Annotated in this window: 27 protein-coding genes and 1 pseudogene; 14 read left to right on the top strand and 14 right to left on the bottom strand. The window is 44.1% G+C overall.

Annotated features, from left to right (window positions below; translation table 11 throughout):
- Nucleotides 1-124: 124 nt before the first annotated feature.
- On the top strand, nt 125-607 hold the full coding sequence (locus tag Q0852_RS10480; protein ID WP_299017973.1) for a hypothetical protein: 483 nt from the start codon (nt 125-127) through the stop codon (nt 605-607).
- Here the strand turns inward: Q0852_RS10480 and Q0852_RS10485 are convergent.
- Nucleotides 604-1,635: an AraC family transcriptional regulator gene (locus Q0852_RS10485; RefSeq protein WP_299017974.1), complete on the bottom strand. Its 1,032-nt coding sequence runs from the start codon at nt 1,633-1,635 to the stop codon at nt 604-606. The two genes, Q0852_RS10480 and Q0852_RS10485, sit on opposite strands and share 4 nt — an antisense overlap.
- A 164-nt stretch (nt 1,636-1,799) precedes the next feature.
- On the opposite strand from Q0852_RS10485, the gene Q0852_RS10490 reads away from it, so the two are divergent.
- Nucleotides 1,800-2,204, top strand: a complete 405-nt coding sequence (locus Q0852_RS10490) for an MFS transporter (protein ID WP_299017975.1) — start codon at nt 1,800-1,802, stop codon at nt 2,202-2,204.
- Nucleotides 2,197-3,420 (top strand): HlyD family secretion protein, encoded by a 1,224-nt coding sequence (locus tag Q0852_RS10495; RefSeq protein ID WP_299017976.1) that lies wholly within the window; start codon nt 2,197-2,199, stop codon nt 3,418-3,420. Before Q0852_RS10490 ends, Q0852_RS10495 begins: the two co-directional genes overlap by 8 nt.
- 188 nt (nt 3,421-3,608) lie before the next feature.
- Here the strand turns inward: Q0852_RS10495 and Q0852_RS10500 are convergent, their stop codons facing one another.
- On the bottom strand, nt 3,609-4,394 hold the full coding sequence (locus Q0852_RS10500; RefSeq protein ID WP_299017977.1) for an EAL domain-containing protein: 786 nt from the start codon (nt 4,392-4,394) through the stop codon (nt 3,609-3,611).
- A gap of 765 nt (nt 4,395-5,159) precedes the next feature.
- Here Q0852_RS10500 and Q0852_RS10505 point away from each other — a divergent pair.
- Together Q0852_RS10505 and Q0852_RS10510 are read left to right on the top strand one after the other, a co-directional pair.
- Complete coding sequence (locus Q0852_RS10505; RefSeq protein WP_299017978.1) at nt 5,160-5,507, top strand: hypothetical protein; 348 nt, start codon at nt 5,160-5,162, stop codon at nt 5,505-5,507.
- Between the two features lie 158 nt (nt 5,508-5,665).
- Nucleotides 5,666-6,352, top strand: coding sequence for a hypothetical protein (locus tag Q0852_RS10510; RefSeq protein WP_299017979.1), 687 nt, complete (start codon nt 5,666-5,668; stop codon nt 6,350-6,352).
- Between the two features lie 26 nt (nt 6,353-6,378).
- Here Q0852_RS10510 and Q0852_RS10515 read toward each other — a convergent pair whose 3' ends face one another.
- On the bottom strand, nt 6,379-7,554 hold the full coding sequence (locus Q0852_RS10515; RefSeq protein WP_299017980.1) for a cation:proton antiporter: 1,176 nt from the start codon (nt 7,552-7,554) through the stop codon (nt 6,379-6,381).
- 578 nt (nt 7,555-8,132) lie between these two features.
- Between Q0852_RS10515 and Q0852_RS10520 the strand changes: the two genes are divergently transcribed.
- From Q0852_RS10520 to Q0852_RS10535, 4 genes are read left to right on the top strand one after another with little or no spacing between them, the layout of a single operon-like run.
- Entirely contained in the window at nt 8,133-9,614 is a 1,482-nt protein-coding gene (locus tag Q0852_RS10520; protein WP_299017981.1) for a TolC family protein, read from the top strand.
- Nucleotides 9,611-10,585, top strand: coding sequence for an efflux RND transporter periplasmic adaptor subunit (locus Q0852_RS10525; RefSeq protein ID WP_299017982.1), 975 nt, complete (start codon nt 9,611-9,613; stop codon nt 10,583-10,585). Before Q0852_RS10520 ends, Q0852_RS10525 begins: the two co-directional genes overlap by 4 nt.
- A 5-nt stretch (nt 10,586-10,590) precedes the next feature.
- The gene (locus Q0852_RS10530) at nt 10,591-11,751 is read left to right on the top strand and encodes an ABC transporter permease (protein ID WP_299017983.1); all 1,161 of its coding nucleotides are present in this window, start codon (nt 10,591-10,593) and stop codon (nt 11,749-11,751) included.
- Nucleotides 11,748-12,908 (top strand): ABC transporter permease, encoded by a 1,161-nt coding sequence (locus tag Q0852_RS10535; protein WP_299017984.1) that lies wholly within the window; start codon nt 11,748-11,750, stop codon nt 12,906-12,908. The genes Q0852_RS10530 and Q0852_RS10535 overlap by 4 nt, the downstream gene beginning before the upstream one ends.
- Nucleotides 12,909-12,949: 41 nt before the next feature.
- On the opposite strand, the gene Q0852_RS10540 is transcribed toward Q0852_RS10535, so the two are convergent.
- The 6 genes from Q0852_RS10540 to Q0852_RS10565 all read right to left on the bottom strand — a co-directional run bounded on the left by Q0852_RS10540 (nt 12,950) and on the right by Q0852_RS10565 (nt 15,483).
- Complete coding sequence (locus Q0852_RS10540) at nt 12,950-13,420, bottom strand: CreA family protein (protein WP_299017985.1); 471 nt, start codon at nt 13,418-13,420, stop codon at nt 12,950-12,952.
- Nucleotides 13,421-13,554: 134 nt separating this feature from the next.
- A complete protein-coding gene (locus tag Q0852_RS10545; protein ID WP_299017986.1) occupies nt 13,555-14,007 on the bottom strand; it encodes an META domain-containing protein in 453 nt (150 codons plus the stop codon).
- Nucleotides 14,008-14,149: 142 nt separating this feature from the next.
- Nucleotides 14,150-14,434 carry a hypothetical protein gene (locus Q0852_RS10550; RefSeq protein WP_299017987.1) on the bottom strand — a complete coding sequence of 95 codons (285 nt, stop codon included), beginning with the start codon at nt 14,432-14,434 and terminating at the stop codon, nt 14,150-14,152.
- Nucleotides 14,435-14,606: 172 nt separating this feature from the next.
- Nucleotides 14,607-14,918: a cysteine-rich CWC family protein gene (locus Q0852_RS10555; protein ID WP_299018103.1), complete on the bottom strand. Its 312-nt coding sequence runs from the start codon at nt 14,916-14,918 to the stop codon at nt 14,607-14,609.
- 61 nt (nt 14,919-14,979) lie between these two features.
- Nucleotides 14,980-15,201 (bottom strand): hypothetical protein, encoded by a 222-nt coding sequence (locus Q0852_RS10560; RefSeq protein ID WP_299017988.1) that lies wholly within the window; start codon nt 15,199-15,201, stop codon nt 14,980-14,982.
- Nucleotides 15,202-15,267: 66 nt separating this feature from the next.
- The gene (locus tag Q0852_RS10565) at nt 15,268-15,483 is read right to left on the bottom strand and encodes a hypothetical protein (protein WP_299017989.1); all 216 of its coding nucleotides are present in this window, start codon (nt 15,481-15,483) and stop codon (nt 15,268-15,270) included.
- Nucleotides 15,484-15,722: 239 nt separating this feature from the next.
- On the opposite strand from Q0852_RS10565, the gene Q0852_RS10570 reads away from it, so the two are divergent.
- On the top strand, nt 15,723-16,274 hold the full coding sequence (locus tag Q0852_RS10570; protein WP_299017990.1) for a hypothetical protein: 552 nt from the start codon (nt 15,723-15,725) through the stop codon (nt 16,272-16,274).
- A 191-nt stretch (nt 16,275-16,465) separates the two neighbouring features.
- Here the strand turns inward: Q0852_RS10570 and Q0852_RS10575 are convergent, their stop codons facing one another.
- The gene (locus Q0852_RS10575) at nt 16,466-16,774 is read right to left on the bottom strand and encodes a hypothetical protein (RefSeq protein WP_299017991.1); all 309 of its coding nucleotides are present in this window, start codon (nt 16,772-16,774) and stop codon (nt 16,466-16,468) included.
- Between the two features lie 545 nt (nt 16,775-17,319).
- Here Q0852_RS10575 and Q0852_RS10580 point away from each other — a divergent pair.
- Nucleotides 17,320-17,589 (top strand): annotated as a pseudogene (locus Q0852_RS10580) (GNAT family N-acetyltransferase); the annotation flags it as partial.
- Nucleotides 17,590-17,604: 15 nt separating this feature from the next.
- Here the strand turns inward: Q0852_RS10580 and Q0852_RS10585 are convergent.
- The 3 genes from Q0852_RS10585 to Q0852_RS10595 form a co-directional block, all read right to left on the bottom strand.
- Complete coding sequence (locus Q0852_RS10585) at nt 17,605-18,150, bottom strand: GNAT family N-acetyltransferase (protein ID WP_299017992.1); 546 nt, start codon at nt 18,148-18,150, stop codon at nt 17,605-17,607.
- 306 nt (nt 18,151-18,456) lie between these two features.
- Nucleotides 18,457-18,897, bottom strand: a complete 441-nt coding sequence (locus Q0852_RS10590) for an SRPBCC family protein (protein ID WP_299017993.1) — start codon at nt 18,895-18,897, stop codon at nt 18,457-18,459.
- A gap of 1,054 nt (nt 18,898-19,951) precedes the next feature.
- The gene (locus Q0852_RS10595) at nt 19,952-20,542 is read right to left on the bottom strand and encodes a hypothetical protein (protein WP_299017994.1); all 591 of its coding nucleotides are present in this window, start codon (nt 20,540-20,542) and stop codon (nt 19,952-19,954) included.
- A 560-nt stretch (nt 20,543-21,102) separates the two neighbouring features.
- Here Q0852_RS10595 and Q0852_RS10600 point away from each other — a divergent pair.
- A complete protein-coding gene (locus Q0852_RS10600; protein WP_299017995.1) occupies nt 21,103-22,311 on the top strand; it encodes a NupC/NupG family nucleoside CNT transporter in 1,209 nt (402 codons plus the stop codon).
- 423 nt (nt 22,312-22,734) lie between these two features.
- Nucleotides 22,735-24,156, top strand: a complete 1,422-nt coding sequence (locus Q0852_RS10605; RefSeq protein ID WP_299017996.1) for a S8 family serine peptidase — start codon at nt 22,735-22,737, stop codon at nt 24,154-24,156.
- A gap of 50 nt (nt 24,157-24,206) precedes the next feature.
- Here Q0852_RS10605 and Q0852_RS10610 read toward each other — a convergent pair whose 3' ends face one another.
- A complete protein-coding gene (locus tag Q0852_RS10610) occupies nt 24,207-25,079 on the bottom strand; it encodes an NAD(P)-dependent oxidoreductase (protein ID WP_299017997.1) in 873 nt (290 codons plus the stop codon).
- Nucleotides 25,080-25,266: 187 nt separating this feature from the next.
- Here Q0852_RS10610 and Q0852_RS10615 point away from each other — a divergent pair, with 187 nt between their 5' ends.
- On the top strand, nt 25,267-25,809 hold the full coding sequence (locus Q0852_RS10615) for a hypothetical protein (RefSeq protein WP_299017998.1): 543 nt from the start codon (nt 25,267-25,269) through the stop codon (nt 25,807-25,809).
- Nucleotides 25,810-25,890: the final 81 nt, after the last annotated feature.

Here is a 25,890-nt window from a genome sequence, read left to right on the forward strand (position 1 = left end):
AAAAAGGAGCTGGCAACAGCTCTTTTTTTATGCTTATTTGTACTATTGATATATTGGATATTGGCAGCGAGTAATTGTTAAGTTATTGTTGTTGTAAAACCTTGCTGACTAACCGGAGAGACAAATGAATCGCTTGGTAAATGGATTTCTATTGGCAGCTGGTATATTGCTTCCGGGCATAGCCGTTGCGTCGTCGCTGCCGGCTGTTGATGGGAAATGGCAGTGTGTGCCGGAGGAGGAGAAGTCGCAGGAGCAAAGCTGGGTGACTTATGACTTTAAGTCGGACGGAACCATGTTTTCCCAGGAGTGGGTTCGCTATGAAGAAAATGAGCAGACTCAGTTGGAATTTAACCTCTTCATTGATTATCGCTATATTGCCAACGAAGAAGACTACATGCTGAAGCCGGTGAAGCTGAGTCGGCAAATCATCGCTGATCCGACTCATGCAGATCCGTTCGATTATGCGGCCCGGCGTGATCTGACCGGTTACCGTATTTTCTTCAAGCCTATTTTTCAGGGGAAAAATGAGGCCTTGTTTGATATGTGGTATCACATTGCCCCAAATACCCATTTCAAGATGCAGTGCAAGCGTCAGAAGGTTGCCTAATCCTGGCTGCGCTCTAATAGTCTGTCTTTATACTGCGTCGGCGTGATCCCACGCTGGCGTTGGAATGCCTTAGTGAAACTCTGCACGTTGTTATAGCCAAGAGTCTTGGCAATTTCTGTTATCGACATATCCTTGAGCATGTACTTGATAGCCAGGTTGCAAAGTACATAGTTGGTTATATTGGTGAAGTTCCAGCCCAAGGCATGCAGGCGTCGTTGTAGCTGCTGACGGGATACCTTCAAGCGGCTGGCAACAAAGTCCAGGGTCGGATAGCCGTAGAAGCAGGCATAGCTGACCATTTCATACATGATTTTGGCGGTATCGTGAGGCTGCGGCATGTTGAGAAATTCATCAAGCTGTAGGTTGGAGACCAGCATCGGGCGGGTAGTGACAAAAGGTTTGGCGCTTCCGTGTTCAAGGATCGAGATATCAAGCCAGACCTTGGTCATCGGTGCATTCCACTGGACATCACAGCCGAAGAAAGCTTCTACCCGCTCTTCACCACAGCGTGGACCGCTGATCTCCACGTGTTTAGGGCTGTACTCGTCTCCCATGAAGTGCTTTAGGGTGTTGTTGAACATCAAAGCTACCCGCAGGCTGTCATGCAGTCGTCCCCGCCCCTCGGCGAAGTGGTTGTCGTAGCTCCACTTGATTATTTTCCCTGATTGCTCGCCGTGGAAGCTAACTCCGGATTGTAAGCAAGAGGTGCCATAGTTAATGCGCCTGAAGGCCAGTGCGAGATCCGGACTGGAGAGAAACCAGTCACCGAAGTAACCCATATTGTCGAACTTCAGTTCGTCACCGATCTCGATCATAAAGGCGGGATCACCGACACGATGTTCGACTTCTTCCAGCCAGCCTTGAACATCAACGAAGGGAACTAGGCACATAGGCTCGGCCAGTATCTTTGCAGGGATCCCGAGATCTTCCGGCTCCAGGCCATAATGTTTTCTTAATCCAGATGAGACTGGCTGCATAAAGACGGAGCGAATGAAAGAGATATTGAGTTGTGGCGTCGGCTTTTGCATTTGTTGGACTTATTTCAAATATCTGATTGGATAGATTATTCCATAAATGGCACCAAAGTGATTTGTTCAGTCCGTAATTCGGACGGGCATCACATTTTCTCGCACACTCTGTCGCAACAAAAACAGAATTATAAATCCTTTGTTGTAGATCGGAGTTGATTAAGATGAGTCTCATCAGCATGCCTTTTGTCGATAGCGGTGTCGACACAGCGTTGCACGTCGTAGCTGCTGTGGTTCTAGTGGGAACTATAGCGGCTGCTGCCTATGGGTTCTGGAGAATTCATGAGCTGCCAATTCAAAAAGCGCATAGTAAAGAACATCACCAAATAGGCTTGATAACGGCCCTGACCTGGATCGGGTTCATTTGGCACTGGGTATGGGTGATTGCCGTTGTCATTGCGTTTATCGATGGTGAGCAAGCCTTGCGCCGGATTCGTGACATTTGGAAAGGCACAGTTGAGGAAAATACTGGTGTGAGTCAACCGCAGCTAGTTTCTGGACAAGTTGTTTCTGAACAAGAGGTTTCTGCTGAAGAGGTAAATAACAATAAGGAGGCGGAACATGCTTGAAGGTCTGGCGGTATGGACGCTTTTCATTTATTTACTGCGCATGGTGGGCATGCCATGGAATAAGTTCACTCAAGGTTTTGCTTTTCTGGGGGGAGCTGGGTGGTTGCTGTTTGTCTGGGTTGGATTGATCACCTTTGCGCCGATGGATCTGTCCGGAGGTTCTTTGGTTCAGTCTCCGCATGTGCAGTTACGCCCGGCGTCAACCAAGATCAAAGGCCATGTTGAGCACATTTATGTTAAGCCTAACGAGAAGGTGACTAAAGGGCAGTTGATTTACTCCCTGGATGACGAGCAATATCAGATAGCGCTCAACAAAGCGATGTCGAAGCTGGATGCGGCCAAAGTAACGCTATCAATTGCTGAAGAAGATGTGCGTATAGCAGAAGAAACCTACAATGCGGCGCTTAAAGATATTGAGATATCTAAAAATCAGCTGATCGCTGCACAGGAAGATCTTAAGCTGAAGCAGACGACCCTGAAGCGTTATGTTGAGCAGAATAAAGTGGTGAAACACACCATTACTGAGAACAAAATGGATGAGCAGCGTACAGCGGTTGAAGTCGCCAAAGTGCAAGTGATTACGCTGACGTCTCAGCTGGAGAAATCCAAGCTGTCAGCCAACAAAAGTAAGTTGGCGTTTGAAAAATCTGAGTTGGCTGTTACCAGCTGCCAGGTAGACATAACCAGCGAGCAGGAAAATGTGGCGCAGGTACAATGGGATCTGGATAACACCAAGGTTTACGCTCCTGCTGATGGCTACCTGAATAACTTCATTATGCGTGAAGGTCAGTATGTTGGCATCTTGCCTCGTATGCAGATGTACACCAACGAGAAATATGTGCTGATGCGAGTCAATCACCAGGCGATCCGTAATGTTAAAGTCGGGCAGCGAGCTGAATTCACCTCTGCTGTCTATCCGGGAAAAATTTTTAATGCGGAAGTTGAAGGCATTATTGAAGCAACCGGTGAGGCTCAGGGCAACCTGATGGGACGTGATGATAATGTTCGTCAGACAACTGGTCAGAATGCGATGAATAAGCACCATTTTGTCCGCCTTAAGCTGGATGAATCTGAAGCGTATGACATTCCTGTTGGCTCTGTGGGGCTGGCCTGGATCAGTGCAGAGAAACCTATTGCGTTTATGAACTTCCTGGATGTAATTCGCGGCATCATTATCCGTATGAAGTCCCAGATTTACTTTATTTGGTCGATGTAAGCGAAAAGGTGCAATAACAAGAAAAACAATATGCAGTAAAAGCTAACCGCTCTCAGGTGCTAGAGGTAGGAACTTGCCAATACCACCTGAGCTTTTTGAACTACGTTAATGCTGTAGTTTAGCTGTAACTCTTTGAGGCTTAGGGTTACAGCTTTTTTTCGTTACTTTGAGTATGCCAGCAATGGCGCTTAATGTGTTAGTTGAGGGTCGAGAGGCTGTGGACGGCCAAGCAGAAAGCCCTGATACATATCTATATTCAGATGAGAAATTTTGTCCATCTGCTCTTCCGTTTCAATTCCTTCAACGATGACTTTGGCACCAATTTGGCGAGATAAGATGAGTGATTCTTCCAAGTTTCGACTTTGGTGGGTGATGAAGTCATCTAATATGGACTTGTCTATCTTGATGATGTCCGGAAGTAAAATTTTGGCTCTTGAGTGATTAGAACCGCAAATGCCGAAATCATCCATCGCGATGGCGATACCGTACTTGTTTAATACTTTGATCCAAGAAAAGATGGATTCCATATTCCCTTCATCAAACTCCATGATCTCATACACAACTTGAGTCGGAGATAAATTTAATGAAGCGAGCAGTTTTATGAGGACTTGAATGGCGATGTCATCATGAGAAAGCGTTTGGAATACCGATGGAGAAGCGTTGATGAAGAGCGTTTTATTGCAATGTTCAGATTGAGCAAAGTTTCTCAGGTGAATACTTGCACAAAGCAGGGATAGATTAATGGCGTCGATAACCGTTAAGTCTGGTGAGCTAAAAAATAGATCCGGTCGAACAGATTGCTGCTTCGCACTTTGAATACGAACCAGCCCTTCAAAGGCGAAAAGATTAACGTCGGACTGATAAATAGGCTGAAATACACTTCGGAATGTATAACCGTTATATTTCGCATAAAAAAGTCCACATTCGTCCATGAATATATGCTTTTGAAAATCTTCCGGCTGAATAAGATGCATGAATATACCTCTTTATTTATTTTTATTGTTTGTTTTTGATGCATCTTATGTTGCTTCTGCGATTCTTGCAATGAAAAAGCTGAGACGATTTAAATCTAAAAATACATGATGTTCTGGTTGGATAACTGGTGGTTATAGATAAATGACTGTATTGGGAATCATTAGTAAGCGAGTCTGGATTATAATGTTTGCTAATTTTATTATTAAGTCAGTGACTTATCGTAGAGTAAAAGGTCTAGTTGATATTTTTATCTGTAATGGCTGGTGTTATTTATTCAAGTTTGGAAGAGGGATGCGCAATAAATTTTACTTGTCTTTATGCAACTGTTTTGGTTTGACTTTCAAGTGAGTTTCTTGAATTGATATTTTAGAAATACTGCCAGTCAGAAACTAAATGTGTCATTGTTGACTCGGTTGATTGTGTTTCTTTTGATGGTAGGTTGTTTTTTATCAGGTTAGACCTGTGTCTCAATTTTTAATTATGGCTTGTAACTATATTTGTGTTACTTATAATGCCACTCCATCCAAATGAGAACTGTTTCATTGCTGATTAATCATTATCTCTTTTCTGTTTTAGTTTTATCTAATTAACAGGTGTAACGTCATTTTATTAATCGAACTCAATATCGAATGTTGTATTTCAAAGGTGGGTTAAGATGAGGTTATTGGTTTTAAAGTATGTGTTTCACAATAAATAAAACTACGAAGAACGGTATTAGTAACAACTATATTACAGCTAAATGATAATTATACGTTGAGGGTAAAGTGGAAAAATTTATTCAAGAAAAATTGAATTGGTTAAAAATGCTTGGCGTCAAATTTGATGAGGATAATCTGAAAGTATGCCTTGAAGGTCATATCAGAAGGGAAAAAGTATGCACCGCAATTCTTAAGGCAAAAGAGCTTGGTATTTCTCTGGATAGCGAGTTTAACCGGGCGACAGTAGCGGCAATGATTCTCAGTAATTCAGAACATAAGTGCTTTATTTCAGAGTTGGAAAAAATTGAGGATATTCCTCCTCTATTCGTTGAAGCTGTTAAAAGTACCGATGTATATTTAGAAATGCTGTATGCACTTGAACCGCACGGCTGTTGTGACGACGAACTAGTGTGATGCTTTTTGCTGCTTTTGACTGATCCTGTGAGTTGCTTGTAGTGGAGAGAACAACATAACAACCCGTTAGAGAGTTGACGTATACGCTGTTGCGATCATTGATGTTCTGCCAAACTAGGGGTAAAACTAGCCATGTTTTTCTTGTTGCGGAGTATAATGTGCCTCTTTCACTTCCTGCCATTTTCCGGCGTTTAATCGTCAGAACCTCAATCTTGCTGTTTGCAGGCACTTTGTCGGGTAATACTTTTGCTTATGAGTCGCCATTGATGGGAGAGTTTAATCTTCATGATGATGCGGAATATGTACGCTCTCTGCCTGAAGCTTTTGATTGCTCTGAATTGTATGATAATAAGATGGTTGTCTGTTTTGACCAGCGCAAGGACTTCAATACAAATGGTGGTATGGCGGCAACGTTTCTTTCTGAGGGTAAGCTTCATCATATCGAGTTTACTGCGCCGCTCACTCAAACTAATTACAATGCAATACTGGCAGGTTTAAGGAGGCTGGGGCTGGTATTTGCTTACCTGAATGTAAGCGGTGAATCCCTTGATGTGCTGGCTGGTATTCAAACTTTAGATCGGCAGACCTTAGATGATCAGATGTTTGCGTTGGTTAACCGGTATGATTTTCTGGTTCGCCGGGAATATCTGTTTATGGATAAGAATGCTTTCCAACGTGCTTACCGTTTAGGTTATCGCGATATGGAACATTGGATCTCTGCTGACTTAGGCAAAGATCCGAAGGAAAAAGCTGAGGATAGAATCGTTACCATGAAGGTCTTTGATGACCAGATCACTTTGGTTTTTTCCTACCCGTTTGCCAACGTAAATCCGAACAAGCCTTAACTTGTTGTGTTTAGTTTTAGCCGCCTTTAATCCTGGCGTAGGTGGCTGGCGATAGAGATTGGGGTCGGGAAGTATTTTACGACCCAGTAAGTAGAAATAATAAAGGTAGTCATTGTGGCTGTCTGAATAAACATACTGGCCTTCATCGAAAGCAAGTCGGCATTCATTGCAGCGTAAACCACCAGGAACGAAAATTCACTGGCCTGGCTTAGCCTAGCACTTAGCTCCCTGTTTATTGTTGGCTTTTCATTTGCCAGTTGAAAGGCCTTAGAAAACCCCCATGCCTTGATAGCCACCAACATAGCGCCAAACAGGACGCCAAGCAGGCTGTAAAGATCGTTGCCCGACAGCTCCATTCTTGCCCCGATAGCAAAAAAGAACAGGATAAGGAAAAACTCACGCAGAGGTTTCAGGTGGACTGAGATGGCTTGGGATACTCGGCTGACAGCTATGGATATACCTGCGATGAAAGCTCCGCTCTCATAAGACAGACCCACCTGGTGGCTGAGTTCGGCCCAAAACAGGCACCAGCCAAGTGTGGTGATGAAGCTGTATTCCTGAATAACATCAAAACGCCTGAACAGCGGTAAAATCAGGTGCCGCACTCCAAGGAATGCCAGTGCACAAAGAGCGGCAAATTTCAGCAGCATCATCATAAAAGCCAGCAAAATACTGTTTCCTCCCTGACCGATGTTAAGGAAGATAATTACACAGATAGCCAGGATATCTTGAACCAGCAATATACTGGTCATCATTTCCCCCATACGCTGGTGGTGAAGGGTGGTAGTAGGAATAAGCTTGAGCCCGATAACGGTACTGGAAAACATCAGAGCTGCGGCAATGATTAGAGCATCATTCAAGGGAAGTTGGATGACTAGGGCGAAGAGCAGTGCGCAGGCAAAGAAAAAGCAACTGGTACCCAAGGTAATAAAGGCACTTTCCTTGAACAGCCTGATGAGTTTTTTAGGTTGAAGATTAAGTCCGATGAGAAAAAGCAGCAGGATAACGCCGAGATTCCCGATTTGGGTGATGTGTTCAGTGTTCGGGATCCATTTCAACCCGCAGGGGCCGATGAGCATACCGGAGGCGATATAAGCCAGAATAATGGGTTGCCGTGCATATAAGAAAAGTGTGCCGAGAATTGCAGCACTGATGACAATAGCACATAGCTCGAAGATCAGGGGAGCTAGGTCGACCTGCATACAACAACGTCCTGTAGATCAGGTAGTTATCCAATAGAAAACGTGTCGAATGCAGCAGATCATAATTCCGTTGGCATTCAGAGCAATCCATGGTGTTGCTATAAGAATAATACATCTGCGTTGTCGTACATTAGCAATAAGTTGCTATGCATCTAGTGTTATTTAAGCTTTGGTACAACGAGGATTGCTAAAGTGAAGTTTGTTATGAGAACAAGATCACAAAACCACATACAGAGCACTGTTCTCTATTTAACAGAATGCTATTCTCTATCATGTAATGGTTCTCAGCAATATGGATGTTGCTTGATTAGGCTTAATTTTTTGTAGCGAGCAGATGCTCGCTTTTTTTGTCTGTCCGTTCTCCGTTCCTAAACTCCTCTTCCGACCTATCCTTTTATTTCCATATAAAACAATGTGATAGGTATATTTTAGTGTTGTTTTTATTCTCTGGGGTCACCTTTTTGTTGTTCTGGTTACTGTTTCGAAAATAACTTATGTAGCACAGAAGAGTTGAATTCTAGAGTATTTACTCTAGAATTAATTTCAGACCACTAAATAAAGGCTTAATGGAAAGAATAATGAAGATAAAGCCTATCGCGGCCATGACGTGTTGCGCCGCATTGCTTTCGATACCGTTTAGCGGTTTTGTTACTGAAGCGGAGGCATCAGAACTTGTTGAGGGTAATAACGCGACTGTAGTTAGCCCGGTTAGCCAGCAGGCGGTGAGTTTTACCGATGCCTGGCGAGCTGTTGTGATGAGTAACGACGGATTGGCTGCTGAGCGTGCAAATGTAGAGCGTACTGAGCACCTGCAAGATGCTGCCAGCGATTTGTTTTTCCCACAAGTTACGGCAAAGGCCAACTATACCCGCTTGGATAAGCCGATAGAGATTAAACCCTCAGATGTGATTGGCAGTATGCCTGCTGGTGAACAAGTGGCTGGGTTAGCCCAAATGCTGGGAATCAATCCCGCAGCCGTTGATAAGATGTTTACCTCACAGCTGACAGATCGCGATATTTTTACCAGCTCTATCCGAGCGGTCTGGCCGATCTTTACCGGTGGCCGGATTATGGCTGCGCAGGATATTGCCAAAGGACAAAATGAAGAGGCGCGTTATTTGCTGGCGATGAAGCAGCAAGCCAAGTTTGAAGATTTGTCCAAATTCTACTTCGGCGTTGCGATGACCCAACAGCTGTTGCAGACCCGTGTTGATGTCGAGCAAGGCCTGAAGAAACACTTTGAGCATGCCCTTAAGCTGGAGCAACAGGGGCAAATTGCCAAGGTTGAACGCTTGCAGGCAGAAGCCTCTTACGACAAAGCTCGGGTAGAGCGACAAAAAGCCGAGCGAGACATGGAGATTGCCCAAGTGGCGCTGACCAAGCTACTTAAGCTGGAGCGTCCGGCAGTGCCGTCAACGTCTTTATTTATCAATGAATCTCTTCCGCCGATGTCGGCATTTATCGAGAAGACGCTGAGTGACTATCCTGGCTTGCATATTCTCGATGCTAAAAAGAAACAGGCCAGCGGCCTGATTGATGCCGAGAAGGGGAAATACTATCCGGAAGTCTACCTGTACGGTAATTACAGCTTACATGAAGACGATACGCTTGCAGCTAAAACAGCACCGGATTGGGCTGTCGGTGTCGGGGTCAACATTCCGCTGATTGACAATTCAGGGCGCTCAGGAAAAGTAAAAGCGGCGCACAGCATGGTGACTCAGGTGAACTACCTGCACGCTCAGGCCGAACAGGATCTGTCGGTATTGGTTGAAAAGACCTACCGCGAGGCAATGCAGGCATTAGAAGAGTACAACGGCTTGTCATCAAGCTTGAAACTGGCAAAAGAAAATGTTCGCCTGCGCGAGAAGGCATTCAGCCAGGGGCTATCAACATCTTTGGATGTGGTTGATGCCGAGCTGTATCAGGCCAGTGTCAAAACGCAGCGTTCAGCGGCGGCGTTCCAGTATGTGATTTCATTGTCGCGCCTGCTGGCGATGAGTGGCGAGATGAATAGTTTTAATCAATATCAGCAATATCAAGGTGTAGAGGTTAAGTCATGAGTAAGTTTAAGTCTTTAGCAGCAGTCGTGCCGGCAGCGGTGCTGGTAGGTTGGCTGGGCTATACCTTCTGGCAGGCTTACCAACCTCAGCCTGAACGCATGCAAGGGCAGATTGAAGCCCAGCAATATAATGTTTCTTCCAAGGTGCCGGGACGAATTGAGCAGGTATTGGTTCGCAAGGGCGATAATGTTGAGCGTGGTGATCTTATCTTCACCCTGCTAAGCCCGGAGCTTGATGCGAAACTTGAACAGGCCAAGGCTGGTCAGGAAGCGGCGGGGGCGATGGCTGATCAGGCTGAAAAAGGTGCTCGAAGTCAGGAAATCGAAGCCGCCCGCGATCAGTGGCGAAAAGCCAAGGCAGCTTCAGAACTGATGGGCAAGACTTACCAGCGTGTTGATAGCTTGTACAAGGATGGTGTTATTGCTGAGCAGAAGCGTGATGAGGCGTACACTCAGTGGCAGGCGGCCCGCTATACAGAGCGAGCGGCTTACCAGATGTTTGAAATGGCCAAAGAAGGTGCCCGTGATGAAACCAAGCGTGCGGCAGCTGAAAAGGCACGTATGGCTGCCGGTGCGGTTGCTGAAGTAGAAGCCTACGCGGCGGATACCAAAGTTGAAAGCTGGCATGATGGCGAAGTGACCCAGATTTTGCTGCATGAAGGTGAATTGGCTCCGCAAGGCTTTCCTGTAGTCAGCGTGGTGGATATCAATGAGGCCTGGGCTGTGTTTCATGTGCGGGAAGATAAGCTTAAAAATTACAATCAGGGCGCGCAGTTTGAAGCCTCTGTTCCGGCTTTGGGTAATCAAAAGTACAGTTTTAAGGTGAGTCATGTTGCTGTGATGGGGGATTTTGCTACTTGGCGGACAACTGATCCGGCACAAGGATTTGATATGCGCACCTTTGAGGTAGAAGCGCGTCCGATTATGCCGATAGATGGACTGCGTGTCGGTATGAGTGTAATTGTTGAGTGATCAGCATGTCTTTTAGTTCACAGATACGTCGAGAATGGCAATTGTTACTTGGTGACGGTTGGTTAAGGGCATTGGTGTCATGGTTGCCTATCGCCCTGTTTCTGATGATGTGGGGGATCTTCTCTGTGGGGATCGCTCGCGATCTGCCTATTGGTGTTGTCGATCTGGATCATAGCCGTTTATCGCGCCAATTGGTTCGAAATTATGATGCTAGCCCGGCAATTGCGGTTGCTCGTGGTTTTTCGTCAGTTGATCAGGGCAGCCGAGCCTTGCGTGAAGGTGAGGTTTATGCGCTTGTGGTGATCCCAAAGGATTTGGAAAAGAACACCATGTTGGGTCAGGCACCCGATGTTACAACCTTCAATAACAGTCAATTCATCTTGATTGCAAAAGTTGTTAATTCCGCGATAGTACAGGCTCATGGTACGTTGAATGCCTCGGTTGATGCTTTGAAAAAAATGGCAGGAGGAGCGACTGTCCCGGTTCAGGCTCTGGGTCAGGCAGTGCCTATTCGCTCTCAAGTGACTCCACTGTATAACCGTAATAATCACTATGGTCAGTTCATTGTTTCAGCGGCTATTCCAGCGGTTTGGCAGATTGTAATGGTGGTAACGACTATTCTGGCGCTTTCAGCAGAACTTCATAACCAGGGGATCGCTCAGTGGCTGCGAGGTGCACCAGTCCGGAATCTGTTGGTTAAGTTGTTTCCTTATACAGGGTTGTTCTTGCTGCAAGGGATACTGTTCCTTTGGGCAATGTATGGTGCCCTTGGCTGGCCAATGCATGGCAGCTGGCTGATATTGCTGTTAGCGCAATTGCTGACGGTTATCGCCTGTCAGGGCGTTGGAGCATTGTTTTTCTTGCTGGCGCTGGATCCGACTAAGGCGATGAGCTTTGCTGCAGGTTTTACCGCTCCGGCATTTGCTTTTGTCGGGGTGACATTCCCTGCAACGGACATGCCGGCATTTGCTCAGTTCTGGCGTTCAATGTTGCCGGTTACGCATTATCTTGAAGTGCAGGTTCATCAGGTTAATCATGGTCAGTCATTAGCAGCTGCAGTGCCGCAATTAGCTGTTCTTTGCGTCTTTATTCTGCCGTTACTGTTGGCGTTTTGGCGTGCCGTTATGTTGGCCGGAAAACACAATCAAGAAGAGGTAACCCAATGAGTTGGCGAAACCTGTTTAAATTTGAACTGAGTGCGATTTTTACCAACCAGTCGATTCTGTTTACTGTGTTCGGCGGGGTGTTGATTTATTCGTTCCTATATCCCTTGCCATATTCGCAACAGCTACCGCGAGAGCAAAAGGTGGCGGTGGTCAATATGGATAACAGTCAGCTCAGTCATCAATTGGAGCGCATGGTTGATGCTACTCCACAAGTTCAGCTTGCAGCGCGGGCTATGAGTGTGCAAGAAGCCAAAACTTTGCTTAACGACGGTCAGGTGCAGGGGCTGTTGGTGATCCCTGAGCACTTTGCTCGTGATTTGTTGCTAGGTAAAAGTCCGATCCTTTCTTATGCTGGCGATGCGGCTTATTTCTTGGTTTACGGCTCAGTAGTCGAAGGATTGGCAACGGCTGGCGGAACGTTGGGAGCACAGGCCAAAGTGTCTCGTATGGTGATGTCTGGTGAGAACATAGCCTTGGCATCTCAGCAATATTCGGCAATGAATCTGAATATGCAGCCGGTATTTAACCCGACAATGGGCTATATCAACTATGTGGTGCCGGCAGTATTCATTCTGATCCTGCATCAGACTTTGTTGATTGCCGTTGCTTTATTGGGAGGCGGTCAGAATGAATATTACCGACAGGGTAAATCTGGTTACTGGTTGCAGTACCCGGCCTGGAAGGTGATGGTTGTCCGTGGTTGCTTGTTTATGCTGCTCTATATGCCATTAGTGATGTATTACTTTGGTTTTTGTTTCAGTTATTACCAGATCAACCGTTTGGCATCGATATCTGACTTGTTGTCGCTGATGGTGCCATTTTTGCTGTCGGTGATTTTTCTGGGGATGATTATCGGCCAGCTGATCCCTCGCCGGGAGCTGGCAACAGTGGTCGTACTGATGAGTTCGTTTCCGCTTATTTTTTCTGCCGGCTTTATTTGGCCGATGTCGGCCATTCCGGCTCCGATTAATGCGTTAGCTCAAGTGATACCGGCTGCTCCGGCAATTAATGCTTTTTTAAGGGTTAATCAGATGGGAGCTGATTTTAGTCAGGTAGGACATTATTGGTTGCAGTTGTGGGGCCTGGTGTTGGTATACGGTTTGCTGGCAACGGCAATGCTGTTGAAAACTCAGCGGCGATCTAAGGTTGTGAAGTAATACTAAAAAAGCGCCTTAGGGCGCTTTTTTAATAATGGTGATCACTGCTTTTCTGGAGCCGGGAAGTGATAGGCTTTGGTTCCCCACAGAGGAACAGTTGAAAGGCTGTGTTTGTAGCTTCCTGATGTTTCTTTAGTGGAGTAGGAAACATACATCAGGGTTTGAGAGTTCTTATCGTAGATACGACGGATTTTCATTGTTTTGAAGAAGATACTTTTCGATTTCTTGAAGACAACTTCACCTGACTTGGATGTATCAATCGTCGCAATCATCTCTGGGGTAATTTCGCCGGTCTGGCGGCATGAAATGGATGAATCGGAAGGATCGGCGAGGCTTAAATCTGCTTCAATACTGGCGACATGGCAGGTCACGCCGCTCACTTTCGGATCAATAAGCGTGTTAAGTTTAATATCTTTGGTAGTGAATACGCCTAAGCTAACGTCACCTACTTCATTTTGATCACAACCACTCAACAGTGTTGCGAGTGTAATTGCGAAGAGAATTTTTTTCATATCTGGAAGCCCCTGAGAATGTTATCTCTCTGATTGTATGGCAATAAGAGGGGTAAAGAAACAGCAGATGCTTACGGTGTGTTCCTCAATTAGTTTTGCCACCGCTATAGGTTCAAAATTCGAGATAGCAGCGTTTACTGTTCGGTTTGTATATCGTCGCTGTAATCTGTCGGGATAAAAGTGAGAATATGTTGTTCGGAAGTCAGGGTCAGGATTTTGTTTTCGAGTGCGACACTGTTCCACTTTTGCAGGGATTTGGTCATTACGGATTCAATCTGCGCCTGATCTTCTGGAACACAGGCCATTTTGGTCGCCCCCATAGCAACGACACGAAGTTTGTAGCCTTTTGCCAGCTCAACTTGACCAAAAAAGCGGTTACAGCCACTGAACCCGGCAACTTTGAGCTCGGTATCAATAGCCATATTGGGGACGGTTTGGGGCTCTGCAATAGTGATATCTTTGCCGTCGATTTTGGTGAGAACCCAATTACCATGGAGTTTCTGCTTGGAAAATCCTGGTTTCGTGTCCGCCTCGCACCCCATCAGAAAGAGTGGAAAAATAATACTCGCAAGCAACCACTTTTTCATAGGAATTACCCCATCATTACGACATAAGTCCCCGAATGATAATAATAGTATACCTGGTATAACGAGAGATTCGCTTAATCGGGACTTGGCTATTACTGTGGATGATTTGTTTATCTCACCGTGTTTATGGCGAAAGCCTTCATTAGGATCCGGCGCGTAGTCCTGTAGAACGTGTTGCCTTGCAATAGCTTTCACGATGTCCGAATGCTTCACGTGTTGCGTCGATGGCTCGTTCAGTGGCGCGGCGGATATTAGGAACTGCTTTGGTATCACTGAAAATCATATGCTGCTTGGCTAGCATTCTGCCGACAACTTTCATACAGAGTTGCTCATTGTCAGGAAGCGCGTTGTAAGAACGGGAGTGGGTAGCAGATTGAGCCTGTGCATAGCCAGATAAGGAGGAGTAAGAGGCAAGTGCTTTTTTCATCGAGCTAATCATTGGTTGGGAAGTAATTGATAAATTATATTTATTCTTATTTGTTATGAGGTTTGAAACGCAGATGGTGAATATTGAAAACAAAAAACGAGGTATAGGTGAATTCGGGAAAGATGGGGTTGTGTATATATTTTCCACTGAAAATTAAATCGCGGATATAGGATTATTTATCCAACAGCGGTAACTTACTCAGACACTCTCGGCATAGGCAGTCTGGAGATTCGATACCCGAGGTATCACGCTTTTCAATCTCGAAACACCAGCAGGTTGATTTTCCTGCGCTGATATCGCAAAAGGCCGGTTTACCGCATAGGCTACAGGTATGGGTAGCACTAACACCCTGTATTGAATTGATGGTATCACTTTGTTTGACTTCATCCATATGACGCCACTCGGTAATTTCAGTCATGGTACGAAAACAGCCGCCGCAGATCCCATCCTGGTTTTTACATTTGGCGACACATGGCGTTCTCATCATGAAATGCTCTGTACTACTCATAATAGAGCAGTACAGTAGCACGTCATATAGACTCAAGTCACTTCGTGCGTGGCCGTAACTCAGCGTTTACGCCAGATGCTCGTTCGACCGAGCAACCTATATCCAGTGCTTTGGCAGCTTGGTTTATCTTGATTTCGTGCAGGCACTGTTTGACTCCATTGATACAGAAGTTAGGGACATCAAAGTATTCACCGTCGTAGTGGAATTCCAGGTATTGGGAGATCATCTCATCGGTTTCATAGATGTTGACTGAGGTCATGCTGCTCGGATCCTGGCTTGATTCGACATAGCGGAAACCAGCATGTCGATAGAAGTTACGTTGTAATCATTTGCCGTCTTGTTTTCGCCAGAACCGGGGCATTTTAGCCTTGGTATATTCAAGCCAGGCTTTTCCTTCGTCGTTCCAGAAGCGGGGGGGCAGGTAACCATCATTACGTACAAAATCCATAAATTCCTGGTTTGAAACCAGAAACTTCGATGTTTTGAAATCATTGACGGTTAGCAAGGTTGTACGTGTTGCTTTGGTGTGATTATTGTCCACTTGACGTCTATTTTTTTGAAACAATAAACTTAAACGTAGCTAGTGCCGGAAGGGATCACAAAAAAGTTCAGAGATACTTTTGTTACGCAATTGCGACATCATTAAAGCTGGATTTTATATTTGTTTGAATATTTAGGAAGGGGGGCTGTTATGGTTTATTTGCCATACTTAGTAATAAACAGTAATTAATTTATGTGGTGTCAAATTGGTAAAATACCTGAGTATGGATAGGGCTGTTTATGCGAAAATGGACAATACAAACCTGGATGCTTGTAGCTGCTGGTTTAACTTTGAATATCATATCGGCTCTAATGACGAATTTTTTTATAGATGACGCAACTCGTCAAGCGAGTCAATTAGTTCAGAAACAGCAAAATAATGACAAACTAATCACCCTGATTTGGCAGCAAGTAGAAACTGTCGAGAGGAAGAAAGAAAATGTACTGGGATTGATATTATCCAGTGATCTGCATAAGCAACCTATTGCCATTGAAATAAGTAGGCAAGTCATAGGCGAAATTAATTATTGGCTCGATGAGAAAAAAATTGATGACTTGTCTCTGACAGGAATACCACGGCTAATTTCTGCGTTAAACCAAGTGCAGGATGATCGCAGAGAGAAAATAAATCAGCTCTATCTTGATAATTTACAGTTAATTGAATTGCATTCTGAAAAAATGAAGTCAATTTCACAGTTGCGGAATCTGGCACTGTTTCTGCAAATCATTGGTTTAGTTTTGGTTTTGGCGAGAGACTTAAATTTGCGTGATTATCGTTCTGGGGATGTATAGGAAGCCGAGAAGTTTAGCAAGTGGGAAGTTTGTAAAGTAGGAGGTTTATAAGGTAGATGGTTTATAAAAAGGATGACTATAACACAGGTAGTTATAAACAGATGGTTATAAGGCAGGTGGTTTAAGACTGGTAATTATAAAAAGATAGCATAAGGCCCTGTTGTAGGGAGCAGGGCCTTTTATTGTATTCGTTATTTGTTGGTAGAGTGGAAAGCAAAGCGTGATGATTCACGGCCGCTTTCTGTTTTCGCTTTATATTTGATAGAGCGAGAGTTTTCTAGTGTTAATGGAATAAATACACGACCTTTTTCGTCTGTTGTGTATGTTTTCTTTTGTTGCGGTACGTTAGCAACTGTAACTGATGCATTGGCAGCAGGCTGTCCGTTTTCTGTAACCGTAACCCATGCACCATTGTGCGTATCTGCAACGCGGATGTCAGCAAATACTGAAGACGACATAACAATCACAGCTGTAGCAGTTAGTACTTTCAAGCTAGACATAATCTTCACCTCATAGTCTGTGGCATCAGCCATTTTTATATGTGCATATTTTTCCACATTCAAAATATAAGACCTGCCATTAATACATATCTTTCAATAAAACATCTTATTTTTGTTTTAATAGAAGTAACAATAAGTTAGGTGGTTATTTTAGTTTCAATCTGAAGCTGTATTGAAAAATAAGTTTCAGATTGTCTCTGAATATACATGCCACCTCGTTTGTCACTTGTCATTTTGAGTATAGTCCCAACTAAAAAAGTTAGATTGGAATTTTAAAAGATTAGTTATTTAACACTTTGTTTTATTGTGAGTAAATTATCATTGTTGATATTTTTATAACCGAATATTAGTAGGTATATGCTTTTAATGATAAAAATATACTGATTTGTCATTACTTTCTATATGGGTATTTAGTAAGTTGAGCTGTGTTTGTTATTTTATAAACTTAATTTTCTTGGATAGAGTCTTATCTATTTATAATCAATAGGAATTTTCGTTTGTTTGGAAGTGAAGCGAATAAGTGATTGTTTGTTATATCAAGGCACCGACGCAAGCATGTTGCTACATTTGGGGTGGCAGTTAGCGATGAACATCAAGGACTAGGCGTTGGTAGTACCTTGATGTCAGCGATGATTGATCTTGCCGACAATTGGTTGAATGTGATGCGGATTGAGCTGACAGTGTATACCGACAATCAGGCAGCCATTGCACTCTATGAAAAATACGGCTTTGTAATTGAAGGCGAAGCTGTGAATTATGCTTTTCGTAATGGTGAATACGTCAATGCTTATTACATGTCGAGAGTGAGAACCTAGTTTTAATGTCTGGCATCAGGTTTCGGCTTCAGCGATTGCCTTTAATTCGTAATACTCAAGATCTTCGGTGAGCATGTTGACCCGGGTAGCATTGGATTTAGTCATGACGTGTTCCATGCCGATCTTTTGCAAGATCTTACCTGGCGAAGGATCTCGGCTGAAATGCTGGCCGTATATCAGTTCTAGATCCAGGCGCTTGAAGCCGAATTCAGTCAGACGAATCGCAGCCTCAGTGCAGTATCCACGTCCCCAGAAGGGGACACCAAGCCAGTAGCCGAGCTGGGCTCTATTGTATTCGATATTGTGAAGCCCAACACTGCCTATAAGTATGGGGTTTGACTTCAGAGTAATAGCATAAATTGCCGATGTTCGGCTTTGCCATCCGGCAAGGTGTTTGCCAATCCATTGTCCGGCCATCCCGTCATTATAGGGGTGGGGGATATTGATTGTACCGTTGGCAACGAGCTCGTCACCGGCAAGTTTTTGTATGTTGCGGGCATCGGATAACTGGAAAGGCCTGAGTATCAGCCGTTCAGTTGTTAGCAAAGGTTGTTGTCCCATAGGATCCACCTTGTTATCAATGAAGAACTGAAGGAGATTTATTAAATCGCGAACAAGAATGGCACGCAATTGTTTTGGTTAAATAACGAGCAGTATGTCTCAATGCTCAAGATTCAATTGGTTTCATAGTGATGAAAGTAGCGAATTAGTTTGACACTACTATGTCAGAGAGTTTGTCATTGGGGAGCTAGGGTTCTGACAAAGTATAAAAAAGCAGGGCCCTGGTTGTGAGCTCTGCTCTGGAGGATGTTAAATCAGAAGAAAATCGGTTTGGATAGCAAGGATGTTAATCGATAAATAGTGGCTTTATTCACGTTTCCATTTTGCTTCACCGAATTGGGCGATATTGAAGAGTGCCTTCTTTATGTCTTTCTCCAATAAAAGCTTGATCAGCCAACCTGTCCCTCGTATTCGAGGGGTGAAATTGATTCGGTAATGAATCAGGCTCTGGTTGGCATTAAGGCTTTGAAAACGGATCCAACCGCCGTGCTCATCGACTGGGCCACCTTCTATGATTTTGTAGTGAAGGTGTTCATTTTCTTTGTAGTCGATGATTTGTTCCTGAAAAGTAAATGGTCCAGTGGTCACTTTTCTGACAGCACCTATTCCATTAATGTCTGGCTTTCCATGTTTGACTAATGAATACTCGGCATCGAAAAAGCGGCCGAGGTTTTCATGGTCAGAAAGTAGCTGAAACAGTACTTTCTTCGGTACATCAGCAGCCTGCTGCAAAGTGATTGTATGCATTCCCATGTTTCCGACCCTATGTCAAGATACATTGCGATGTTAACAAAGTGTGTCATCATGTCAACACTGTGTTGTCAATAGATGTAACGTTTTTTTGAGAGGTTATACGAACTATTTATGAGTCAATGTTAATTAATTCTTATTTTTTAAGTAGTTAATTGAAGCTCATATGCGTAGTTTATTTGAATATTAATAGAAGGATGATTGTCATCACACAAAATTAAGCAAATAGTAGTTGCAATAGAGAACATTGGCTCTTATATTGGTTCCGTTGATATATATTGTAAGGTGAAAACCCAAAGAGAAAGTGGATAGCCTTAATCCGTTAAATAAGGTCACTTCTAGCGTCACTTCTACACGAAATATCACATAGAATTTACCCCCTGGGCTTATAGGCGAACAAAATTAGATTGATTGTTCTATTGTTTAAGCTGATTTATCAGGGAGTCGAGAAGCTTTGCAATTATCGACCTGTCATATGGATGTAATGATTAGGTGATTTAGTAAAGCAGTTTGATGAGTAAGAACGGTATTATAAAAGAGAGATATCAACCTTACTCGTTTTGGAAAATGAGAGGTGTATTATGAGTAATAGAAACCGTAGACAATGGTTCTATCATCAGTCACAAACGACAAATACTAAAGGGAAATCAAGACCATAACTTGCATTTATATATGTAAGGTTAATGATTTTCAGTGTCGTTGAAACAAAAAGCCAGAAGCACGAAATGAAATAGAAATATGTTTCTGGCTAAAAGACCCCGCCTAATTAAACCGATAATTCTTTCACGCAAGCATTTGACTGCTGACTAAAAAACAAGCATGTTTATATTGTGATAGTAATCGTTTTTATTGGGCGGTTATTATTTATTGCTTTAATGATAATATTGCGTTAGTTAGCTTTATGCTTTTTTGCACTCCGCAGTATAGAAGTATATGAACAAAAAGCAGTTTTATCCCTTATGGTTAAAGTGGTTTTTCTATTATTATCGGGTTCGTTATTTGTTTTTTTATTGAACAAATGGATGATTTTGATTCGATTTGCTATCAATAGCTATTGATAAATCTTGCCCCCAACAGTTATTTCTTTCGGAAAAATCGTCACGGGCGCCCCTCCCAGATAGATATTACCTTTGACGACTAAAAATTTTGGAAGTTCGCTAATTGCAGTATTGGCCAGGTAAAGATTACCATCCACAAACAGGTACGGTGGCAGTTTGGTGATTTTTGTACCCATCAGGCTTAAATCCCCTTTTACTTGCAGGCCGTTATTAAGGTAGCTGACCTGAGAGTGGGCCAGATTGATATAGCCGTGAACTACGAGTTGTTGTGGAAGTCGGGTAACAGCACTGTAGGCTAAGTTCAGGTTTCCTTCGACAGTCAGCTGGCGAGGGAGACGTTCAATATTGCTATTTTCCAGATTAAGGTTGCCTTTAACCGTTAAAGGGTCTGGTAGTTCAATGTTTTTTGTATTGCGCAGGAAAACATTGCCGTAGGAGTCGGTGTAGTTCAGAAGTTTAAGTTCTGAAACATATTGGTTGGCATATGAGGCCGGAGTAAAAAGCGACGAGGCAATCGCAATGGTAAGGGCTGATTTCCATTGACGATAACAGTGAGTGCGCGCTGAGTGAGGGGCTTTAGCCATATAGACCTGCTTTCTTATTAGTATTCAGCGATTATGCCTTGCTGCTTTTAATAGTCAATTCTATTCGGCACACATCCTGAGAAAGCCTTAACGGAGTTTGAACTCAGTTCATATAACAGGGTGAACAGGGAATGCGTTTCCCTCTTTTACTTTTTTTTGACTCATTTATTGGTAAAAATGAAGCTGTCTGCCCATCATTGTCTACTTATTGTACAGTTGAACCAAGATCACAAAAAAATTCACATCAAGGGTTGTTAATGTGAACCATACCTCTATATACTCCGCACTCGGCCAGAACCACTGAGTTCAGCCACCTTAGTTACAAGCTGTCATCATGGAATGTGAACGACCCACGGAGTTGGACCGGCGTTAATTTAGCTTGTTATCAAGGTGACTTGTATGTTGTACATATGGACGAACAAACACAAATTTTCTGAACGTTATTGTTCAGAACCCTCCTATTTCGCTTTTTCCCTGAAAGCACTTGTTCTCCTATTGCAGCAGGCAGTAATACCTTCATTTTTCGACAATCGATTTAATCAACGCAGCAGGACGAAATAATGCAGTTGTTAATTAGTTTGGCCGGTATCTTTGTGCTGGTAGTATGCGCTTGGGCGTTTTCTGAAAACCGTAAAGCGATTAACTGGCGTACCGTCGGTGGAGCCTTATTCTTACAGGCAAGTTTTGCCGCTTTGGTACTCTATGTCCCGTTGGGACAGAAGATGCTGGGATCCATGAGTAATGGTGTTGCCAGCGTATTGGGATTTGCTGATGAAGGTATTAAATTTTTATTCGGTGACCTAGCTACTTCCGGTTTTATTTTTGCCTTCCGTGTTCTTCCTCTCGTTATTTTCATTAGTGCTCTGATTTCTCTTCTTTATTACCTTGGTGTGATGCAATGGGTGATCAAAGTGATCGGTGGCGGTATTCAGAAAGCTCTGAAAACCAGCCGTGCAGAATCACTGGTTGCTACTGGTAATATTTTCCTTTCTCAGGGCGAGTCCCCACTGTTGGTGAAGCCGTTCCTACCTCAAATGACCCGTTCTGAACTCTTTGCAGTGATGACAGGTGGTATGGCATCAGTAGCAGGTAGTGTGCTTGGTGGTTATGCAGGCTTAGGTGTTGATCTTAAATACTTGATTGCAGCGAGCTTCATGGCGGCACCGGGCAGTTTGCTAATGGCCAAGATGTTGGTGCCTGAGCAAAGCGTTGCGGTTGAACAAACTGACATTGAAATGGCGAAGAGTGACCATAGCAATGCGATCGATGCACTGGCTGCGGGTGCAATGAACGGTATGAAAGTTGCCGTGGCAATCGGTACGATGCTGATTGCTTTTGTGAGTGTGATTGCAATGGCGAATGCTGGCCTGGAAATGGTTGGTGAGTGGTTCGGTATGCAGAACCTGACGCTACAGGGAATCCTTGGCTATGTGTTCTCACCTCTGGCATTTGTTATCGGTGTTCCGGCAACAGAAATGCTTCAGGCTGGTGCATTTATTGGTCAGAAGCTGATTCTGAACGAGTTTGTTGCATTCCTTGATTTCGTAAGTGTTAAAGAGACGCTTTCGGCTCAGAGTCAGGTGATTGTAACTTTTGCACTGTGTGGTTTTGCAAACATCGGTTCTATTGCAATCCAGATTGGTTCGATTGGTGTGATGGCACCTGAGCGTCGCGGTGATGTGGCAAGCCTGGGTTTCAAAGCGGTTCTGGCTGCGACTCTGGCGAACCTGATGAGTGCGGCACTGGCAGGTATCTTCGTTAGCCTGTAATTGTTGCTTCAAACAAATAGATTCAATTCAAAACCGCCTCATTAGTGGCGGTTTTTTTGTTATGGATAACCAGAGCAATTATTTTTATCGATATGGCCTGAATAATATAAATTGATGTTTCTTATGGGCTATTACTTGTTAACCTGATAAGGAAGTACTTATGTGACGGTTTATAATTTTGTCTCTTCTCGGCAAACATTAACGCGTACACGTTCTTAAATAATGGGGCATTAGCTGATAACCATTTAGATCAAGAGGTTCTGGTTCAGACAGTCTTTTTTTCACTTTTTTGATCATTAGTATGCTGAAACGTACAAGTGTTTTCTCGGTGTGTAGCATAAAATAGACATATTCATATCTTTATTATTAAGACACTAATCCTTTACTACACTTATGAAAAATAACAGTAGCAGAGGTAAATACGTGTCTAATTTCTTATCGTCTAATCTCCCCAATTTACGCACGGGCTTGTGTTTTTTTGCACTAGTTGCGGCATTGCCTGCTTATGCCGAGCCTAATTTTCATGCTGGCCAGGTATTGGTGAAGGCGACACCTGAAGAACTTGGAGAAGAAAAAGTTTTGCGCTTTTACCCTAAGTCAGGAGTGTCTGTTGTTAGTGTCGAGCGTGGTAAGGAAGCCGGTCAGCTGACAGCTTTTCGGGCTAAGGGGAAACGATCAAGCAAAAACTATATTGCTAATCATTTTGTTGATGATCCTTATTACACTACTTACCAATGGCATTTTAGTCATATTGAATCGGATCAGGCGTGGGGAACGAGTGATGGTTTTGGTATCACCGTAGCTGTTCTGGATACTGGGCTGCGCGAGGGCGGGAATGATGGCATAGCCTGCATTGATACGAATAAAGATACAGGCCAGAGGACGGGGGTCGATATTGTAAATAATGATAACGACCCAACAGATGGTGATGGTCACGGAACGCATGTATCGGGAACCATTGCCCAGGCTACCGGAAATAAAGTTGGTGTTGCGGGTTTGGCCTATGCCAGCTGTGTAATGCCGGTGAAAGTATTGAGTGATACGGGCTCGGGTAGTTTTGCTGATATTGCCGAAGGAATCTATTACGCGGTAGATAATGGAGCTGGGGTCATAAATATGAGCTTGGGTGTAAGCGCTCGCTCTGGCCTCACCAATGATCCGCTCATGGATGCGGCATTAGACTACGCCGCAGATAATGGTGTGATTGTTGTTGCAGCTGCGGGTAATGATGGTTTTAGGAAGAATGTCAGTTATCCAGCGATATATCCTAGTGTTATTGCTGTTGGGGCAACAGATTTTAATAATGCATTAGCTTCATATTCTAATCGGGGCAAGGGGTTAGATGTGGTCGCGCCAGGTGGAAATACTAGTGCAGATGCTAATGGTGATGGTTTTGCTGATGGTGTATTACAAGAAACTTTTGGTAGTGACGGAAGATGGGGGTATTACTTCTTTCAGGGAACGTCGATGGCGGCTCCTCATGTAAGCGCCTTGGCGGCGATGCTGTTAGCGAATGGTGTTGCTCCGGCAGATGTTAAAGATGCTATTACTTCTACTGCACAGGATTTGGGAAACTCAGGGTATGACAATTCATTCGGACACGGTTTGATTCAGAGTTATCAAGCACTGAACTGGACTACCGGAGACTCGGATGGTGGTGGTTCGATACCTGATGGCGGGGGGGAAGGAGCGACTTGTACCGACAGTGATGGCGATGGTTACTGCGTTGAGGATGGTGACTGTGATGATACCAACGCTGATGTATATCCGGGAAGGAATGAGAAAGGTCCACGGGGTAGAGATGGCCTGGATAATAATTGTGATGGATTTGTTGATAATAAATAACTAATTAATCGCCAACGCGGTTAGTGGCTGACCGCGTTGGTAATGTTGCTTTACTTATCAAATTGTTTGATCAGAACCGAGGTATCGGCACGGTTAAATCCGCGAGATTGCAGTTCTGCATATTTATCGTCGACCTGTTTGGCCAGAGGCAGTTCAACCCCCAGTTTATCGGCGGCATCAAAACAGATCCCGAGATCTTTACGCATCCAGTCAAGTGCAAAACCAAAATCGAACTTGCCTTCGGCCATTGTAAGCGCACGGTTTTCAAGTTGCCATGAGCCTGCCGCACCGTGCTTGAGCACATCCGTCATTTTTTCGATATCCAGTCCGGCAGATTTGGCCAGTGTGATGGCTTCCGATAATCCCTGCAAAATGCCCACGATACAAAGCTGGTTCGCCATTTTTGTGATTTGCCCATAGCCAACATCACCCATTAGTGTGGTTGCCTTAGCAAAGCAATCCATCACAGGTTTTGCTGATGCAAATACATCCGGTTTCCCGCCGACCATCACGGTGAGGCATCCATTGATGGCTCCGGATTCACCACCGGATACCGGCGCATCAAGAAAGGCTGCGCCATGTTTTTCTGCGGCTAATGCAATTTCGCGAGCTACTTCAGCAGATGCTGTTGTATTGTCGATCAGAATAGAGCCTGGTTTGACGCCGGACAGAATGCCATTATCTCCTTTATATACCTCGCGAATATCATCATCGTTACCGACACAGGTAAAAACAAAATCGGCTTCTTTGGTTGCAGCTGCCGGAGTGGTGGCGACAGTGCCGGGATAGTGTTCAGCCCATTTGTTTGCGGTGGCTGTAGTGCGGTTATAGACAGTGACATGGTGGCCTGCATTGGCGAGATGACCGGCCATAGGGAAGCCCATGGTGCCAAGTCCGATAAATGCGATATTGTGAGTGGTCATTTCCCAGCATCCCTCTTGGTATATGTGTTCTGTTAGAGCAATATAACTCTCACTCTGAAAAAAGATGCGCAATTAACAATCCATATTTGATGAACGACGAAAAAGTGTGATTCAGTGCAAGTTTTTTCTTGTGAATGTTCATAACAGGCCATATTATGCCTTTGATTATTTTGGTTGACACTGACTTATGCTGATTACATTATTTCGTGCATTGATGCTGATGATCTGCTTAGGAGCTACTTCGTTTGCTCATGCAGATTGCCACTGCTCCGATACGGTTGCGGTGATGCCGACTAATGCGTCTCAGCATATTGTAAGCTCCGCCAACTATGATCCTGTGCTTGCACAGCTCGATGCCTATTCTGATTCCGATAAAATTGTTAAAAGTGTTGACGCTCAACCTCTTGTTTGGGATTTCCCTCTGCAATCGGCACCAAAACCTGCAGAGCAGCACTCTAGCCAGACGCATGGTTATGATCTTGCTTTGACTAACTGTTCACGAATGGCCAATCTGATGCGCCATGATCCTGAAGAGGTTCAACCGTTGTATCAGTTGGCAATTGAGTTACCCGTTGAGCCAGTGCCAAGCTTTGAAAAAGGCTACAGCATTAATTTTAGCGACAGCCTAAACTGGGTGCTCAATACCCAGCCTACAGCCAGCCGGCTCTCCGGCTGGAAAGAGAGTAATCTCACCTACACCGTCTACCACCATCACATTCTCAGCGCCTGATATGTGCCGTACTTTGCTGCAATTTAGCAGTGGGTACAGTCATGTCTATTTTCATATCCAGCATTAGGTTTAATCCGGCAC

The organism is uncultured Photobacterium sp. (assembly GCF_947502415.1).
Taxonomy (GTDB): Bacteria; Pseudomonadota; Gammaproteobacteria; order Enterobacterales; family Vibrionaceae; genus Photobacterium.